Origin of the sequence: Endozoicomonas sp. 8E (assembly GCF_032883915.1) — a bacterium.
In the GTDB taxonomy this organism is placed as follows: domain Bacteria; phylum Pseudomonadota; class Gammaproteobacteria; order Pseudomonadales; family Endozoicomonadaceae; genus Endozoicomonas_A.
The window spans coordinates 6,260,427-6,277,949 of sequence record NZ_CP120717.1 but is presented as its reverse complement, the minus strand read 5'-3'; the positions used below and the strand labels follow the sequence as shown (position 1 = coordinate 6,277,949).

The following is a 17,523-nucleotide window of genomic DNA, read 5'->3' as shown; positions in this document are numbered from 1 at the left end:
GTAAGGGCATATTGTTATTGTCGTCTAATAGGTAATGGCAATAATAAGTAAAATAATAAGAACTGCCTGGCTGGTTTTCTCTGGATAAATATTCTGCAATCAAAGATATGACGCATGCTGAGATAGCTGGGGAACTGAATTATCGCTCTGAAATGTCCCATATGGGAAAACAGCAACGGCAATTTGCTTTTGAAAGGTTGTCACATTGTCTGCGCAGCGCGTAAGCTGGAGAAGGATGTCAAATATACCGCCGGATAGACTACCACTCATCTCCCACCCCTCAATTCCTGTTCAATCTCTTCCACACTGGGCAACTGCGATTGCAGATTTTCCGGCAGTGATTGAGTGAGCTGGTATTCCGAGACGCCAATGGGCTTTTGCATATCACTGAGGGAATACTCTGCCACCAGCTTGTCTTTGTTCTTGCACAACAGGATGCCAATGGTGGGCGTATCACCCTCTTTTCGCAGCAGTTCGTCCACGGCCCTGATATAAAAGTTCAGTTTGCCTGCGTGTTCTGGTTCAAAATCTACCGTCTTCAGCTCGATCACCACATAACAATGAAGCCGGATATGGTAAAACAGCAGGTCGATATAAAAATCCCGTTGCCCCACCTGAATATGAAACTGCTTACCCACGTATGCAAACCCGGCCCCTAATTCCAGCAAAAACTGGGTGATATGCTCCGTCAAACCCTGCTCAAACTCACGTTCGTTGTAGTTTTGGGTCAAGCTCAGGAAATCAAACACGTAAGGATCTTTCAGGGTTTGTTGTGCCAGATCAGATTGTATGGCTGGCAGGGTGGTATTAAAGTTACTGATGGCTTGCCCCTCACGCTGCCAGAGACCACTTTCTATCTGATGGGTGAGCACGCTCCGGCTCCAGCCATGCTCAATAGTACTTCTCACGTAATAAAGGGCTTCTGGCACGCTTTTACACTTACTGATAATTTGCAAATTGTGCCCCCAAGGTACCTGCATTAATTGTGCAACAGCCTGTTGCCCAATTGCCTGCTGCCCAGAGTAGTAGAGAAACCACTGGCGGATATATTTAAGATTACGCTCTGAAAACCCTTTGATTTCAGGAAATTCCGCCATTAAATCCTTACTAAGTTGTTTCAGGAAGCCGTCGCCCCAGTTAGCCTGAGCCTGTCTACGAACAATGTCCTCCCCCAATTCCCAGTAAAAAGCCAGTAAGGTCGAATTTACTTGAACCGCTGCTTTGAGCTGGGTTGACAGTACCTTCTGTTTCAGAGCTTTCAGCCAGTTTTTATAATCCTTATTGAGGCTCAGGTTAACGGTTTGGTTTTGCTTATTCATAGTGAATCTCGTGTAATACGGCTGAATTCAGTTGCAATACGGCCCTGATTAATGGGGGAATTTTCCGCCAGCTATTTTTTTGTTCCATCCCTACCAAGAGCCTTTGTCGTGTGAGAGAATCGGCCCGACATTGAGGGGGTTTTATAGATCTTCAGCCCTGATATATGGGTTTTGACCCAGACAGATCCAGGAGGATATTTCGCAGACTTTCTTGTGGCTGAGTCAGAGCAAACCCTCTGAAGAGAAGTAAAAAATAGTAGAAAAAACAACGTTTACAAAAATAAAAAACGAGGTCGTGGAATGGGGGATTCAGGTTTTTACCTTATTCAGCAACTGCTTAACGGGCTGACGATAGGCAGTACGTACGCTCTGATTGCTATCGGTTATACCATGGTGTACGGCATTATTGGCATGATCAATTTTGCTCATGGTGAGATCTACATGATTGGCAGTTACATCGCTTTTGCGGTACTGGCCGCGTTAGCGATGATGGGAATAGACAGTGTTTCACTGATGCTGGTTTCCGCCTTTGTCATCAGCATTATTATCACCAGTACCTATGGCTTTGCGGTGGAGAGGGTTGCTTATCGACCCTTGCGAAACAGTAACCGACTGATTGCCCTGATTTCTGCCATTGGTATGTCCATTTTCCTGCAGAACTATGTCCGCCTGGCCCAGGGATCAAGGGATATAGCCATGCCCAGCATGATCAGTGGTGGCTGGACCTTTGGTCCTGAAGACGGTTTTAATGCCACTGTGTCGTACATGCAGTTAATTATCTTTGTGGTGACGTTTATTGCCATGACGGCCCTGACTCTGTTTATCTCCAAGTCAAAAATGGGGCGAGCCTGCAGAGCTTGTGCTGAAGATCTTGGCATGACCGGGCTGTTGGGTATCAACACTCATCAGATTATTTCGATCACTTTTGTGATCGGGGCCGCTCTTGCTGCGGTAGCCGGTGTATTACTCGGGATGTATTACGGGGTAATCAATCCCCACATCGGTTTTATGGCAGGTCTTAAAGCATTCACTGCCGCCGTGCTGGGAGGAATCGGAAGTATACCCGGAGCTGTGCTGGGTGGTTTGATTCTGGGGGTCACGGAAGCCTTCACCGCAGGTTACTTCAGTGCGGAATATAAGGACGTTGTCGCCTTCAGTCTCCTCGTTCTGATTCTTCTGTTCAGGCCGACCGGCCTTCTGGGCAAGCCGGAGGTTGAAAAAGTATGAAATCATTACGCTTTACTCCGGCAATACTCTCGGCAGTCGTTTTGCTGATTTTAACCAGCCTGATGATGGGGGTTCGTCTTGAGCCCTCGGGTGTTGGACTTGAGGTGACATTAGCCGACCCTTCTTCCCTCTACTGGATAGCAGCGGGTGTGGCTGCTGTCTTCTTCTTCCAGCTGTTCAGGGCACCCATCGATCGGGGGCTTTCCGGAATAAAACAACAGTTGCCATCTATTAATGCAGAAAAGCTGACCAAAGCAACCAGGAACAAAGAGGCTAGAACTCTTTTAATCTGCTTTGCAGTAGCGGGATTAATGATCTGGCCATTCTTTGTTTCCAGGGGCGCTGTGGATCTGGCCACTCTGGCCCTGATTTACGTGATGCTGGGTCTGGGTCTGAACATTGTGGTGGGCCTGGCCGGTCTTCTTGATCTGGGCTATGTCGGCTTTTATGCCGTGGGTGCCTACAGTTATGCCCTATTGAATCAATATCTGGGTTTCGACTTCTGGAGCGGTCTGGTACTGGGCGGTATTCTGGCTGCTTTCTTTGGTTTTATTCTTGGTTTTCCGGTGCTCAGGCTTCGGGGGGATTATCTGGCCATCGTAACTCTGGGTTTTGGAGAAATTATTCGAATCCTGCTCAACAACTGGACGACATTAACCGGTGGTCCCAATGGTATCAGTCAGATTCCTAAACCGACTCTGTTTGGCCTTGAATTTGGACGCAGGGCGCAGGAAGAAGGGAATGTTCCTTTCCACGAATACTTTGGTATTGATTACAGCAGTGAGTACAAGGTGATTTTTCTGTACATACTGGCAGTGTTGCTGGTGATTGCCACGCTTTTTGTGATCAATCGACTCCTTCGAATGCCTATTGGCAGAGCTTGGGAAGCGTTGCGTGAAGATGATATTGCCTGTCGTTCACTGGGTTTGAATCCTACGGCCATCAAACTGTCTGCATTTACCATAGGGGCTGCATTTGCTGGCTTTGCCGGTACCTTCTTTGCTGCCCGCCAGGGTTTTATTAGTCCGGAGTCGTTCACCTTTATCGAGTCCGCCATCATTCTGGCCATTGTTGTGCTTGGTGGAATGGGATCTCAGGTCGGTGTCATTCTTGCCGCTGTGATTATGACCGTTTTGCCAGAGTTTGCCCGTGAATTCCAGGAATACCGAATGCTGATGTTCGGGTTGATGATGGTTTGCATGATGGTATGGCGTCCTGAAGGTTTGATGCCCATGAAGCGGCCTCATATCAAGATTAAATCGGGCAAGTCTGAGTCGGACAGCCCGGTCAAGACAGCATCATTGGCTGAAAGCGTGTAAATGGGGAATCAGAATGAGTGAATGTTTACTGGACGTTTCTGATCTGAGTATGCGCTTTGGCGGACTGCTGGCCGTAGATCAGATGGCGCTGAAAATCTGTCCGGGTGAAATTGTTTCCATGATTGGGCCCAATGGTGCCGGAAAAACGACCGTTTTTAACTGCCTCACAGGTTTTTATAAGGCGACCGGTGGCTCTGTTCAATACAAAGGTCAGGCTATCGAAAAGATGCCGGGTTATAAAATAGCCCGGCTCGGTGTTGTAAGAACCTTTCAGAATGTACGTCTGTTTAAGGGTATGAGCGTGCTGGAAAATCTTTTGGTTGCCCAGCACCGACATCTGAATACAGGGTTGTTGGCAGGGTTGTTTAAGACCCCGGGTTATCGGCGTAGTGAAGAACAAGCGATGGATAGGGCTGAGTTCTGGCTGGATAAAGTTGGTCTGACCGGGTTTGCCAATCGTGAAGCAGGTAATCTGGCTTATGGACAGCAACGCAGACTGGAAATTGCCCGTTGTATGGTGACTCAGCCCGAGTTATTGATGCTGGATGAACCAGCCGCTGGTCTCAACCCCAATGAGACGGCAGAGCTGGATGAGCTGATTTCTGATCTGCGACAGCAACACGGTGTTACTGTGCTTCTGATTGAACATGATATGAAGCTGGTTATGGATATTTCTGACCGGATTTATGTCATTAACCAGGGGCGTCCTCTTGCTTCAGGTGCACCAGAAGATATTCGCAACAACCCTGAAGTGATCAAGGCTTATCTGGGAGAAGGGTAGTCACAAATTTCTGGTGGCTTCCGGTAGTAGTCCCAGTCAGTGTATGAGTCTTCGGGCTGTCTTGCGAACGTATTTCTGGTATCTTCCATGACTCCTCAAGACAGTCAGAGTAAATAACAATCAGAATAAATAAAGGGCAGTAGCAGTATGTCAGCACCTGAACCACTTCTCAGCATTCGAAACGTGTCAACCTTCTATGGAAAGATCCAGGCTCTGGATGCCGTCAGTGTAGATATCTCGGCAGGTGAGATTGTCACTCTGATAGGCGCCAATGGTGCTGGCAAGTCTTCATTACTGATGACCATTTGTGGTGAACCCAGGGCCGAATCTGGCTCCATACTCTACAGGGGGCAGGAGTTAGCAGGTCGCCCTACCTCCGAAATCATGCGCTCAGGCATTGCTGTTGTGCCAGAAGGGCGGAGAATTTTTTCCAGACTGACCGTCGAAGAAAATCTCACTATGGGTGGTTTTTTTGTGGATGGTGAGCCTTTCCGTAAAAACTATGAATATGTACTGGAGCTCTTCCCGCGTCTGAAAGAGAGACTGCACCAGAGAGGCGGCACCATGTCCGGAGGAGAGCAACAGATGCTGGCGATCGCCAGAGCCTTGATGAGCAGTCCGGATTTGCTGTTACTGGATGAGCCCAGTCTGGGGCTGGCACCGATTGTTATCCAGCAGATCTTTGAAATTATTGAACGCCTCCGGGAAGAAGGCGTTACGGTTTTTCTGGTGGAGCAGAATGCCAATCAGGCTCTGAGACTGGCAGACCGGGGTTATGTTCTGGAAAACGGTCGTATCGTGCTTCAAGGTGGCAGTGATGAGCTGTTGGCGGACGACGCTGTTCAGAAGGCTTATCTGGGAGCCTGACGCTTTTCTGGCGAAAAACAGCCGGTCAGTTAGTCTGGACTATCAAAAGACCGTTCATCTATTCCTGCTTATGGACACTGATAGGATCGAAACAGACTGGACCCCTGTTAGCATAAGGCTTCTGACGTTTTGCAGGCCATTCGGGCGCCGATTCTGATCGCTACACTGAGAAGTGTAATGTTGAATAGCGATTATGAAGTACGAGGTAAGCATTATGGAAGTTTCGAATGATCGGTTGTCCCTTCAGGAAGTTGCCCTGTTAACCTGCTCTTTTTACAGCCTGGCCAGTATCATGGTCTGGCTGATCAAGACAATTTATTGATTGGACAAGAAGCTTCAGGGTGACTTGGGAGGGAAGTCCTGAAGCACACGCTCATCAGTAATTCCGAGATCGTACCGGGCATCCTGAAGGCTGAAAATGGTACTGTCAGGTTAAAAATCAAAGCCTTGTTGAATGGTTTTTTCTGCTTCAGCTGTTTTGCCCAGAAAAACCTGAATGGCTGCCAGAGTATTAAACAGGTCAGAGGCAATGACAGAGTGTCGAGGTGATCGCTTGCTGACTAAATCCTCTCTATGATTTACAAACTTCTGCTCAAGTTGGCTCATTGTGGCCTGAAGCATTTCATGGCGCGCAGGGTTCTTTTTACCCATTCCCAGTAGCTGATAGGCCCGAAATTGCCGAACAGGGTATCGATTTGATTGAATCCAGAATGGAAGTTTGTTACGTGAGTGATGGGCGTGGTAGCGAATTAACATTCTACCTGCGCTTGAAAGAGTGCTCCCGCCGAGCTAGGCGGGAGGTGAATTTCATTCAGCCCCTTAGGGCTGATTCTGGTTCTCTATGTATTGTTTAATTACCTCCAGAGGGGCTCCGCCGCAGCTCCCAGCAAAGTACGATCTTGACCACAAAACCGGCTTTCGGTACGCACCTGCAATATCACAAAACTCCTGCCTTAATCGTCTGGATGAAACAGCTTTCAGACTGTTTACTAGTTTCGCAATGGCTGGCGTGTTGGGTGAATACTCAACCAACAGGTGAACGTGGTCTGCCTCTCCATTGCAGTCTGTTAGCTCTGCCTCAAAGTTTCCGCATATCTCAGAAAATATTTCTCTGAGTCTGGCTAGATGCAACTCGCCAAGCACCTTCTTTCTGTACTTTGTCACAAAAACAATGTGGCAGTGCAAAGTATAAGCACTGTGTCGGCCTTTCTTTATTTCTTATATACTAATGCTTAATATTCCATTTTATGCTATGTAATTTAAGCATTAAAGATTAACACACTGATTGCATCAATGAAGATTCTCAAGGCATATAAATTCAGACTGAAGGCAACACCAGAGCAGCATGTAAGACTCATGCAGCTTTGTGGCACAGCTCGCTTTGTCTGGAATAAAGCATTGAGCATCTGCAATGAAAAGTGGGAGTCTGGCGAAAAAATTCCATCATCTTATACCATGCACAAGTGGCTTCCAGTATGGAAAAAAGACGAAGAAACGAGCTTTCTTACTCAGGGAAATGCCGTTGCCTTGCAGCAAAAACTGAATGATCTTGGTGCGGCATGGAAACGTCACTTTGACGATCTGGCAAAACTCAAAGCCGGGAAAATCAAGGAAGTCCAGTTTGAAAAGCCATGCTTCAAGAAGCGAAACCAAGATCACCATAACTCAATTCGTATCATGCAGTTCTCCAAGTACTGCAAGGTTGAAAATCGCAGAGTAAAACTGCCAAGTAAATTGGGTTGGGTAAAATTCCGCAAGTCTCGCAACATAGAAGGTGAGATAAAGAATTGCACCATTACCCGTAAATCAGGCCATTGGTTTATTAGTTTTCAAACCGAGCAAGAATTAACAACTCCGGTTCACCCTTCTGAAAAAGCGGTTGGTCTGGATATGGGTATTGCCAAGTTTGTCACGCTGTCCAGCGGTAAGCAGTACAAACCGATTAATGCTTTCAGGAAACACGAGAGACAGCTTGCCAGAGAACAAAGAAAGCTCTCCCGCAAAGTGAAGTTCTCCGAAAACTGGAAAAAGCAAAATCAGCGTATTAGCCGCATTCACAGTAAAATAGCCAGTTGTCGGGCTGATTACCTTCACAAAACCTCAACCGAAATTAGCAAAAATCACGCAATGATTGTGGTTGAGAATCTGAAGGTATCGAATATGTCCAAGTCTGCAAAGGGCACTGCAGAGAAACACGGTAAAAATGTGAGGGCCAAGTCTGGACTTAACAAATCCATTCTCGATCAGGGATGGTATGAGTTCAGACGGCAGCTTGAGTATAAGCAGGGCTGGTTAGGTGGTGAAGTGGTTGCGGTTAATCCGGCATATACCAGCCAAGCATGTAGCTCTTGTGGTCACACTGAGAAGGCAAACAGAAATACTCAGGCAAAATTCGAGTGTGTGGCTTGCGGTCATTCTGAGAATGCAGATATTCAGGCTGCAAAAAATATACTAGCGTTGGGGCACAGCGTTTTAGCCTGTGGAGAGGGTTCGTTAGAGCCTTTGAAGAAGCAGGAACTTCAGCGAAATCGTGAGAAAGTAGCTGTCTAGCAACAGGAATCCTCCAGCGACCTAGCTGGAGGAGGATGTCAATCGTAGTGGACAGAGCATTATCAAATAGCAGTTGGTCGGTCTGGTAGGGGCTTCTGGCATCTACCTCATCTGGCACCGGCTGGATTTTAACTGTTTCAGCAGTGATTTCTCGCTCCCGGAGGCTTGTATCTTCAGGGTATGAGCCGTAGTGACTGTCAGACCTTAAGCCTATTTCCCGGGAAGGGCTCTTGATTGATTTTGTCACAGGGTCGGTTTTATGGTCTGCCTGAGCCTTCCTTTCCTTATCTGGGTGATCGGTTTCCCTCGGGGGTAGAGGGCCGGTTCGCAGAGGCTGGAGTTTACCTTTTCCATCCATTTCTTCGCTCCTGATTTCCTCAGACGGTGTGGGTCTACAAAAGTCAGTCAGCCCCATTGGATAACCGGTAGTATTTCCCTGCTTATCGGCTCTAAAACTTTACCTTAAAGAGGCGATGCAATAAGAGATAAACTACTGGAGTCTGGCAATTCAGGCTGTAGGTGCATTATACCGTAAATACTTGGGATTTAAGTGGCAGGGATGGCCAGATAAATGCAGGATGCACAACAATCAACTGAAAGAAAATTCAGGCATGGTCTGTCGGTAATACTCTTTGCCTGGTTCATGATTCTCTCGCTCGGACCCATTACGGTGATCGGTTTCAACGAATACCGCGAGGGGAAGCAAACCATAGTTCAGACTCGCTATGAGCAGTTGAGTACCGTCAACCAGTTATTGAGCCAGCAAATTAATGATTATTTTGACTCAGTAGTGACCAACCTGTTTATCAAGGCCGGGGTGGCCCGGGAGTTCCTGTTGCATCTGATCAAGGGTCATAAGGATCTCAGAAAATCAACGGAAACGTTCATTAATTCCGACAGTTACAACCAGATTCTGACTCAGTACTCCAGTGAGTTTGTAGACTTTTTACGTTACTACGATTACTCCGACCTGATTCTGGGGGATACGGAAGGCAATATTCTCTTCACCGTGAATGCCTACGACGATCTGGGCCAGAACATTTTCAATGGGACCCTTGCCAATACCTCATTTGCAAAAGCTGCCCGTGAGAGCCTTGAAGATTTGGTGCCCAAATATGCTGATGTGACTGCGTATCCACCCATCGGAGATCAGAAAGTCAGTTTCTTTATTCTGCCGCTGGTGGACGAGGGAGAGAAAGCAATCGGCTTTCTGGCGGTCCAGATTCTGGCCCATAATGTTCAAAACATTTTTGAGAGTGAAAACCAGTTTAGTGATGCACTGAAATCTTATCTCATTGGCGAGGATGGCTACATTCGCTACGGTACAGATTTGGATTCAAGCCAGTCCATGATATTGAAAGCAGATAATATCCTGACGCAAGACTGGGTTGCTCATATTGATGCCGAAGGGGTATTCCATGAAATCCATGACCATGACATGGACGATGAAAGTCACGGTATTGATAGCGGTGCAGAGTTGAATGAACTTTTTGGCGGAGAGCTTGATCTTCATTCAGAAGCCTCCGACAGTCATAAGGTCGATCAAAATTTTCATATCAAGAGCTACACCAATGTGTATGGAGAGAGGGTTCTGGGAACTTTTTATGCCATTGAGGTAGCCGGCACGCCTATGGCTCTGATCTCTGAAGTGAGCCAAGAGGATGCTTTCGCCTCAGTAGTTCAGTTCAGAAACCGCCTGATCTATATCACAGCCATAACAGCCTTGGTTGTTATTTTGATTGCACTGGTTATTACCCGGAGGTTGGTCAGACCCATCAGAAGCATCACGGCCTGGGTCAACCGGGTTGCGTCGGGAGATTACGCTCAGGGTGCTGTGCTCAGTGGTCACAATGAAATCAGTGACCTGAGTCGCAGCTTTTCTGAGATGACAGAGAAGTTGAGAAATGTCATCAGTGATAACGATCGCAAAAGCTGGCAGCAGGAAGGTCAGGCAGGCTTGAATAACTGTATGAGGGGAGAGCAGGAGTTATCAGAGGTCTGTAAAAACATCGTTTCCTACCTTGCCCGCTATCTTGATATGCAGACGGGTGCCATGTATGTCATGAATGATGAGAAGCGATTGCAGCTGATGGCATCCTACGCCTGGAAAAAACGCCAGCAAAGCAAAAACAGTTTCGAGATTGGGGAAGGTCTGGTGGGGCAGGCGGCTATGGAGAAGCAGGCCATTGAACTGACCAGCATCCCAGAAGATTACATCAAAATTGAATCGGGATTGGGCAGTACTTCTCCGAAAGTGATTATTACCGTACCGCTTGTCTATGAAGGAGAAGTTAAGGGTGTGCTGGAGTTTGCCCTTATCAGAGAGCTGACGGGTGAGCAGAGAGGCTTTCTGGAAGATGCCCTGGAAAGTGTCGCTATTGGTATTAACTCTGCCCAGTATCGTACTCGTGTCAATCAGCTGCTCGAAAAGACCACACGGCAATCGGAAGCCATGAAAGAGCAACAGGAAGAGTTGCGCTCAGTGAATGATGAGCTGGAAAGCCGCGCCAGAGTGCTGGAAGAGTCTCAGGAAGAGCTGAAAGCCCAGAGTGAGGAAATGCAGAAGTCTAACGCCGAGCTGGAGGAGAAAACCGAGCTGCTGCAACAACAGAAAGCCGAGATTGAACGGAAAAACCTGGATATTGAGCTTTCAAGAAAAACCCTGGAAGACAAGGCAAAAGAGTTGGAACAGGCCAGTAAATACAAGTCTGAGTTCCTGGCCAATATGTCCCATGAATTACGCACGCCTCTCAACTCATTGCTCCTTCTGGCGCAGATGCTCGCAGATAATGACGAAGGTAACCTGAACGAAGACCAGATTGAATCCGCCCAGGTGATCTATAGCGGTGGTAAGGAACTTCTGGATCTAATCAACGACATTCTCGATTTATCCAAGGTTGAAGCCGGGAAGATGAGTATCAATCTTGAGGACATGGATATCGAAGAGTTGTGCTCCAGTATGCGGACTCTGTTCAAACCTCTGGCTGACAACAAGGGACTGGATTTTGCTGTGGATATTGATCCGGGCACGACCAGGGTGATTTTGTCCGATAGCCAGAGGGTTATGCAGGTTCTCAAAAACTTCCTGTCTAATGCCTTCAAGTTTACGGAAAAGGGTGGTGTCTATATTCGGGTCTTTAACTCAATCCGCAAGACAGACCATGGTAATGAAACCTATGTTGGTTTTGCGGTCAGGGATACCGGGATAGGGATCCCTAAAGAAAAGCAGGACGCCGTGTTTGAAGCATTCCAGCAAGCGGATGGCTCCACCAGCAGAAAGTACGGTGGAACCGGGTTGGGTCTGGCTATCTCGCGTGAGCTGTCTTCTATGCTGGGTGGTTATATCGGCATAGAAAGTGTTGAAGGAGAAGGGACAACGTTTACGGTGTATCTGCCTGATAATGCTGTCTGCTCACTCGATGGCGGAGAAGTCATGGCTGACAGTCATTCATCCACCACCAGTGACGGTTATCAAAAAATAGCCTCTGCTACTGCTGAAAAAAAAGCTAAAGCTGAACCGGCTCCTGTAGCTGAAAAGATGCCGACCAAAAAGAAGACGTCAGAGGCTGGCAAGAATATTCTGATCATTGAAGATGACGAGCACTTTTCGGATATCGTCAAACAGCTTTCCGGTAGTCATGGTTATCAATGTCTAGTGGAGGCCAGTGGTAAGGAGGGGATTCAGACAGCGATCAAAGAGCAGCCAATAGCCATTATTCTTGATCTGGGCCTGCCAGATATGGATGGTGAAGAGGTACTCAGGCAGTTGCAGAAGGATGATGTGACAAAAGATATACCGGTCCATATCGTGTCAGGTCGTGATCCTGACGAGTCAGACCGGCAGGGAGCGGTTGGTTACCTGGTCAAGCCGGTGTCTATAGATGATCTGGAAACGGTTTTCAGCACGCTTGAAACGGCTCTGTCAGAAGATATCCAACATGCTCTGCTATTGGACAGTGATGCAGAGAGTCGATCGCACCTCGCGAAAATGCTGACAGAAAAGGGGATGAACATCGCCGTGGCTTCATCCGCTGAAGAAGCCGAAAAGTCGATGTCAGAGAATCAGTGGCAGTGTCTGGTGATGGATGTTGATTTACCCGACAGCAGTGGTCTGGCGTTTTTACAGAAACTTCAGGAAAAGATGGGTGACAATATGCCATCAATCGTCATCCATACTGATAAGGAGTTGACGACTGAAGACCAGAAAGAGCTGCAGAAATATACCCGTGCTCTGGTTATGAAGGGAGATTACGCTTCTGAGAGGGTGATGGATGAGGTCAGTCTGTTCATCCATTCTGTTGAAAAGTCGGCTCCCGCTGAATTGAAGTCAGCAGCAGGGACCCTGAATAACAAGTCGCTGAAAGGTCATAAAATCCTGCTGGTGGATGATGATCTTCGTAATACCTTTGCATTGTCCAAGGGTTTGCAGGGGCTGGGGCTGGAAGTGGTCATTGCTGACAATGGACAAAATGCCCTCGACAAACTTGATGAAGAAGACGGTATTGAGCTGGTGCTGATGGACATCATGATGCCGGTGATGGATGGCTATGAAGCCATGACCAGAATGCGTGAAATTGACCGGCTTAAGAATATGCCAGTCATTGCACTGACAGCCAAGGCCATGTCCGATGATAAGGCAAAGTGCATAGAAGCAGGAGCCAATGATTATATGACCAAGCCAGTGAATATCGACAAGCTGACTGAAATGATGAAGGTCTGGTTATTTAAATGACAGAACCCGGGGATTCGGATCAGGATTTTGAACTGAAACTACTGCTAAGCGCTGTTCAGGAAAAGTATGGTTATCAGTTTGGCAGCTATGCCAGGGCATCCTTAATGCGTCGTGTCAGAAGGCACATGAAGATGTCGGGTGTTCAGCACATCAGTGACTTGATTCCACTGTTTCTTCATGATGAATCTGCTTTCGCCGCTTTTGTTAAAGATATGTCAGTGGTCGTGACAGAGATGTTCCGGAACCCTGATTTCTTCAAGTCTCTGAGGGAAAACATAGTCCCGATTCTGAAGACCTACCCGTTTATCAAAGTCTGGCATGCAGGCTGCGCCAGTGGGCAGGAAGCATACTCCATGGCTATTCTCCTCGATGAAGAGGGTCTGCTGGAGCGCAGTCAGATCTACGCCACAGACTTTAACGATCAGGCATTGCGTCATGCCAAAACCGGTATCTATCCCGAAAAAGAGATGGCCCTCTATGAAGAGAACTACCAGAAGGCAGGGGGCAAGAAAGAGTTATCAGATTACTGTCACAGAGGATATGACTCTGTGAAGTTCAATGGACGACTGGCTGAGCATATTACCTTTGCTAATCATAATCTGGTGACGGATGGTGTATTCGGAGAAATGAACCTGATTCTCTGTCGAAATGTACTCATTTATTTTAATCAGGAGCTTCAGGATCGGGTACTGCAACTGCTGTTTGACAGCCTGTGTTCCAGAGGCGTGCTCTGTGTTGGCAAACGGGAAAATATTCTCTTCAGTTCCATCGGTAATCAGCTGGAAGTAACGGATCGAGACCAGCGTATCTACAGGAAGAGTATCTGATGAGCGACGGGGTTGTGGTGATCGGAGCCTCTGCCGGAGGGCTTGCGGCACTGGAATCCCTGCTCCGGGAGCTGGGAAGCCATTTTTCTTACCCCATTGTTGTTACTAAACACCTGGCATCAGGTGATGAAGAGGGTTTATTAAACGTTCTGGGCAAAACATCACCACTGGCCGTCAGTATTGCTTATGACAAGCAGAAGATGACCGACAATCATGTTTATCTGGCTCCCGGTGGTTACCACTTGCAGATTGAGGACAGGGAAACCTTGAGTTTGAACATGGATGAACCCGTCTGTCATTCCAGACCGTCGGTGGATGTCCTCTTTCAATCCGCTGCCGATTCTTTTGCTGCACAGGTGCTGGGTGTCGTATTAACCGGTGCCAATAGAGATGGTGCAGAGGGTATCAGGGCAGTTAAACAGGCCGGCGGAATAACTATTGCCCAGAATCCGGAAACAGCCGATATGCCGGTCATGCCCAGGTCAGCTATTGCAACCGGTTGTGTAGACCATGTGCTGGACTTGGGTGATATTGCAATCTGTTTAAAAGCCGAGAATTTCAAACCTGAGACTTGACTGAGTCAGGAGGGCTGTCATGGATGACAAGCCAAGAGTTAAAATTCTGGTCGTGGATGATCGTCCTGAGAATCTGCTGGCCATGAACAAGCTTCTAAAGCCGTTGGGGGCCGAGATCCATAAAGTGGACTCTGGTGAAGCGGCTTTGTCAGAAGTTCTTCACCATCATTTTGCGGTAATCCTTCTGGATGTGCAGATGCCGGGCATGGATGGTTTTGAGACGGCAACTTTGCTGCACAGCAATAAGCAGACAGCCAGTATTCCTATCATTTTTGTGACCGCCATTAACAAGGATCAGGCCTATATCAATAAAGGTTATCAGGCGGGTGCGGTTGATTATCTGCCAAAACCGATCAATCCGGATATCCTGTTGGGTAAGGTTAAGGTATTTCTGCAGTTGGAAGAACAGCGGATTGAACTTGAGCAGGTCTCCAGGGAGCTTCGCTGGATCAGTCGCAAGAACAAGCTGCTGTTAGATAATGCCGGTGAAGGAATTGCCGGTCTTGATCCCGATGGCAGGATCTCCTTCATTAATCCAACCGCCTGCGCCATGCTTGAGGGAACAGAAGAAAATCTGCTGGGAAAACACATCAGTCAGTTTATCTACGACGCTCAAGGGGAAGAAGCTCTGGAAAAGTGGCAAGAGTCTGAGATACGTGAGAGTACTATGGTCGGTGGAGGCGTCTTTCAAACATCCGAGAGACAACTGTGGACGCTTTCCGGAAGCAGCTTTGCCGCTGAATACAATATGGCGGCTATTGTTAATGAAAGACAGAAAGTGCAGGGTTGCGTTCTATTATTTCAGGACATCACCGAGCGTAAAAAACTGGAAAATCAGCTGTTGCTGATGGCGAAATACGACAGTTTGACAGGGCTGGCCAACAGGACACTGTTCAAGGAATTTCTGGGGACTTCATTGGCCAGGAGTCAAAGGCGGAATAAGAGCACCGCTGTCATGTATCTTGATCTGGATCACTTCAAGGAAATCAACGATACCCTCGGACACGATGCGGGTGACCTTTTGCTGAAAAGTGTTTCGCAAAGGTTGCTGGAGTGTGTCCGTGAAGGTGATCTGGTGGCAAGACTGGGCGGGGACGAATTTGCCATTATTCTGGATGATGTGGCGGAAGCTTCGGATGCCAAACTGATTGCAGAGAAAATTCTCATCACAATCCGTGAGCCCCATGATCTTGATGGCGAGGCCAGGCATGTAGGCACCAGCATCGGAATTGCAACGTCTGAAGATACCGGCTCCGACGCCGAAGCTTTGCTAAAGGCTGCCGATCAGGCCATGTATGTGGCCAAGAAAAGCGGGCGTGATGATTATCGGCTGGCGTCTGAGCTGGACAGTGAAGAGAGGGAACAGGCAGAACAGGGCACCTAAACGACGCCTGAACAGATCCAGCTGGTTCTAAAGACCTAAGGGCTGGGGTCACCATCCTTATCCAAATCAACAGGCTTGCGTTTTCGATGTGTTCTTCTGTGATTCGACATGGCTTGAGAATTCTTGCAAACTGTCCCACATGGTTGCCGCTGGCCATCCTCCCCGACCACGGTCACGCGACAGGTTTTTTGCCCGCTGTGGACTTTTGTTTTGTGAGCTGACAGAGCTCCAGAACTTTTACAGAGTGTCCCGCATGGCCTCTGCTGACCATCCTCACCGATCATGATCACGCCGCATATCCTACGCCCAGTGTGCTGTCCGCTTTTGTGGGCCGCCAGACTTCCAGCATTCCTGCAGATCTTTCCGCATGGCCGCGGCTGACCATTCTCCCCGACCACGGTCACGTCACAGGTTTTTTGCCCGCTGTGGTATCTGCTTATATGAGACGACAGAGATTGAGCATTCTTGCAAAGCAACCCGCATGGCCGCGGCTGACCATCTTCCCCGACTAATGTTACGTCACAGGTTTTTTTCTCGCTGTGGACGATTCTTTTGTGATCCGATAGGGCTTTGATATTTTTGCAGACCTTTCCACATAGTTGTTCCTGACCATCCTTCCCGCCCATAGTTGCTTTACAGGTTTGTTGCCCGCTGTGGTTTCTTCTAATGTGATATGACAGGGTTCGAATATTCTTGCAGGCTTTCCCGCATGGCCTTTGTTGGCCATTCCTGACCACTGTTACGCCACATTTTCGTTGTTCGCTTTGGTTTGTGGCTTGTACTGTAAGTGTCCGGGAAAGGTGAGGTGTGCTTTGACTCAATCGGGATGATCCTGTCATTGTTTGTTGTGTTTCTGAAGTCCCCGTTGGGAACGTGAAATGGGGGTGCCTAAAGGAAATTCTGGTGTCTTCCGGGGGACTACGACCATCCAGATTGGTAAACCGATCAGCTATAACCAAATCGTCATTGGTGGCAAGGAGATACCTGAACATTGGCTCGTAATAAATGAGTGGCCTGACATGCTCGGTAGTTGTTGCACCCGTACTCATTGAATGGGTGGCAGCCAGATGCCTGAGCATTGGCCCGTAATAAATGGGTGGCCCGGTATGCTCAGTAGTTGCTTCCCCTGCACTCATTGAATTGATGGCAACAAAATGCCCGAGCATTGGCTCGCAATAAATGAGTGGCCCGGTATACTCAGTAGTTGTTGCCCATGCATTCATTGAATATGCATTATCGGGTGATGGCCGAAGTCTGCAGACACCATGACAGGGATAAACGAAACAATTTAAACTCAGAGTATGTCGGTCTTGTTGAGGGTCTCTGTTACTGCCGCCAGAATCAGAATAAAGAGGACTGATAAAAGAGTATCCAGGTTGGGTGGTGACTCGTGGGTTTTGCTGGTTGGATGATTCTGATGACTGGCATTGATTTTCGTTCTGTGCAGAGCCATACATTGTAGTAATCGCAGCAAACGGCTGATCTCCCCGTGTCAACATAGATGCCGCCTGTAATTCAGGCAGGCTAAACAGCTGTGTACCGGGGCTCCAGTAGTTTTTTAAAAGCCAACCGAAAGCAACAAGCCCCCCATCAGGTAACCACGAATAGAGGCTCGAGCCAAGAGGGTGGGCTTTGGTGGTCATGATCAGTTCGAAGGCAAGCAGCAGATGAGTGGCGTAAAGCCACTGCCAGGAACCCGACTCGATGATGGTTGATTTTACCCTGGCATTGACAGGTTTGTGTCGTCTTTCATCAGGCGGCACAGCTGATTCCGTATAGTCATCTGGGTCGCTAACATCTGACGGGTTGCCTGACAATGTATTCAGCTCAAGTTTTACAGAAAAGCTCCGGTTTAGGGGGCCGACATCCCGTTCATGCTCGACAATGAAGCAACTTGTCAACGGTTTTGCTTGACAGATGACTGACAGTAACAGCAACAGCG

General features: G+C 48.0%; 13 protein-coding genes. 9 read left to right on the top strand and 4 right to left on the bottom strand.

Going from position 1 to position 17,523, the window contains the following annotated elements:
- Window positions 1-266: 266 nt before the first annotated feature.
- Window positions 267-1,319: a YhcG family protein gene (locus P6910_RS21730; RefSeq protein ID WP_317143350.1), complete on the bottom strand. Its 1,053-nt coding sequence runs from the start codon at window positions 1,317-1,319 to the stop codon at window positions 267-269.
- 300 nt (window positions 1,320-1,619) lie between these two features.
- On the opposite strand from P6910_RS21730, the gene livH reads away from it, so the two are divergent.
- The 4 genes from livH to P6910_RS21710 all read left to right on the top strand — a co-directional run bounded on the left by livH (window position 1,620) and on the right by P6910_RS21710 (window position 5,513).
- Window positions 1,620-2,546: a high-affinity branched-chain amino acid ABC transporter permease LivH gene (gene livH / locus P6910_RS21725; protein ID WP_317143349.1), complete on the top strand. Its 927-nt coding sequence runs from the start codon at window positions 1,620-1,622 to the stop codon at window positions 2,544-2,546.
- Window positions 2,543-3,865 carry a high-affinity branched-chain amino acid ABC transporter permease LivM gene (locus P6910_RS21720; protein ID WP_317143348.1) on the top strand — a complete coding sequence of 441 codons (1,323 nt, stop codon included), beginning with the start codon at window positions 2,543-2,545 and terminating at the stop codon, window positions 3,863-3,865. The genes livH and P6910_RS21720 overlap by 4 nt, the downstream gene beginning before the upstream one ends.
- A 13-nt stretch (window positions 3,866-3,878) precedes the next feature.
- Window positions 3,879-4,646 (top strand): high-affinity branched-chain amino acid ABC transporter ATP-binding protein LivG, encoded by a 768-nt coding sequence (gene livG / locus P6910_RS21715; protein ID WP_317143347.1) that lies wholly within the window; start codon window positions 3,879-3,881, stop codon window positions 4,644-4,646.
- A gap of 147 nt (window positions 4,647-4,793) precedes the next feature.
- Window positions 4,794-5,513, top strand: a complete 720-nt coding sequence (locus P6910_RS21710; protein WP_317143346.1) for an ABC transporter ATP-binding protein — start codon at window positions 4,794-4,796, stop codon at window positions 5,511-5,513.
- Between the two features lie 432 nt (window positions 5,514-5,945).
- Here P6910_RS21710 and P6910_RS21705 read toward each other — a convergent pair whose 3' ends face one another.
- Both P6910_RS21705 and tnpA read right to left on the bottom strand, forming a co-directional pair.
- The gene (locus P6910_RS21705) at window positions 5,946-6,164 is read right to left on the bottom strand and encodes a hypothetical protein (RefSeq protein WP_317143345.1); all 219 of its coding nucleotides are present in this window, start codon (window positions 6,162-6,164) and stop codon (window positions 5,946-5,948) included.
- A gap of 168 nt (window positions 6,165-6,332) precedes the next feature.
- Window positions 6,333-6,728: an IS200/IS605 family transposase gene (tnpA, locus tag P6910_RS21700; protein WP_317146577.1), complete on the bottom strand. Its 396-nt coding sequence runs from the start codon at window positions 6,726-6,728 to the stop codon at window positions 6,333-6,335.
- Between the two features lie 78 nt (window positions 6,729-6,806).
- Here tnpA and P6910_RS21695 point away from each other — a divergent pair, with 78 nt between their 5' ends.
- The 5 genes from P6910_RS21695 to P6910_RS21675 all read left to right on the top strand — a co-directional run bounded on the left by P6910_RS21695 (window position 6,807) and on the right by P6910_RS21675 (window position 15,581).
- On the top strand, window positions 6,807-8,063 hold the full coding sequence (locus P6910_RS21695; RefSeq protein WP_317143234.1) for a transposase: 1,257 nt from the start codon (window positions 6,807-6,809) through the stop codon (window positions 8,061-8,063).
- Window positions 8,064-8,634: 571 nt separating this feature from the next.
- Entirely contained in the window at window positions 8,635-12,795 is a 4,161-nt protein-coding gene (locus P6910_RS21690; RefSeq protein ID WP_317143344.1) for a response regulator, read from the top strand.
- The gene (locus P6910_RS21685) at window positions 12,792-13,622 is read left to right on the top strand and encodes a protein-glutamate O-methyltransferase CheR (RefSeq protein ID WP_317143343.1); all 831 of its coding nucleotides are present in this window, start codon (window positions 12,792-12,794) and stop codon (window positions 13,620-13,622) included. The genes P6910_RS21690 and P6910_RS21685 overlap by 4 nt, the downstream gene beginning before the upstream one ends.
- The gene (locus tag P6910_RS21680; protein ID WP_317143342.1) at window positions 13,622-14,197 is read left to right on the top strand and encodes a chemotaxis protein CheB; all 576 of its coding nucleotides are present in this window, start codon (window positions 13,622-13,624) and stop codon (window positions 14,195-14,197) included. The genes P6910_RS21685 and P6910_RS21680 overlap by 1 nt, the downstream gene beginning before the upstream one ends.
- A gap of 19 nt (window positions 14,198-14,216) precedes the next feature.
- A complete protein-coding gene (locus P6910_RS21675) occupies window positions 14,217-15,581 on the top strand; it encodes a diguanylate cyclase domain-containing protein (RefSeq protein WP_317143341.1) in 1,365 nt (454 codons plus the stop codon).
- Between the two features lie 35 nt (window positions 15,582-15,616).
- Here P6910_RS21675 and P6910_RS21670 read toward each other — a convergent pair whose 3' ends face one another.
- Window positions 15,617-17,482 (bottom strand): hypothetical protein, encoded by a 1,866-nt coding sequence (locus P6910_RS21670; RefSeq protein ID WP_317143340.1) that lies wholly within the window; start codon window positions 17,480-17,482, stop codon window positions 15,617-15,619.
- Between the last annotated feature and the right edge of the window lie 41 nt (window positions 17,483-17,523).

Excerpts from the sequence above, each read along its gene's own strand:
- P6910_RS21730 (WP_317143350.1), bottom strand. The coding sequence starts at position 1,319 with ATGAATAAGCAAAACCAAACCGTTAACCTGAGCCTCAATAAGGATTAT.
- livH (WP_317143349.1), top strand. The coding sequence starts at position 1,620 with ATGGGGGATTCAGGTTTTTACCTTATTCAGCAACTGCTTAACGGGCTG.
- P6910_RS21720 (WP_317143348.1), top strand. The coding sequence starts at position 2,543 with ATGAAATCATTACGCTTTACTCCGGCAATACTCTCGGCAGTCGTTTTG.
- livG (WP_317143347.1), top strand. The coding sequence starts at position 3,879 with ATGAGTGAATGTTTACTGGACGTTTCTGATCTGAGTATGCGCTTTGGC.
- P6910_RS21710 (WP_317143346.1), top strand. The coding sequence starts at position 4,794 with ATGTCAGCACCTGAACCACTTCTCAGCATTCGAAACGTGTCAACCTTC.
- P6910_RS21705 (WP_317143345.1), bottom strand. The coding sequence starts at position 6,164 with ATGGGTAAAAAGAACCCTGCGCGCCATGAAATGCTTCAGGCCACAATG.
- P6910_RS21695 (WP_317143234.1), top strand. The coding sequence starts at position 6,807 with ATGAAGATTCTCAAGGCATATAAATTCAGACTGAAGGCAACACCAGAG.
- P6910_RS21690 (WP_317143344.1), top strand. The coding sequence starts at position 8,635 with ATGCAGGATGCACAACAATCAACTGAAAGAAAATTCAGGCATGGTCTG.
- P6910_RS21685 (WP_317143343.1), top strand. The coding sequence starts at position 12,792 with ATGACAGAACCCGGGGATTCGGATCAGGATTTTGAACTGAAACTACTG.
- P6910_RS21680 (WP_317143342.1), top strand. The coding sequence starts at position 13,622 with ATGAGCGACGGGGTTGTGGTGATCGGAGCCTCTGCCGGAGGGCTTGCG.
- P6910_RS21675 (WP_317143341.1), top strand. The coding sequence starts at position 14,217 with ATGGATGACAAGCCAAGAGTTAAAATTCTGGTCGTGGATGATCGTCCT.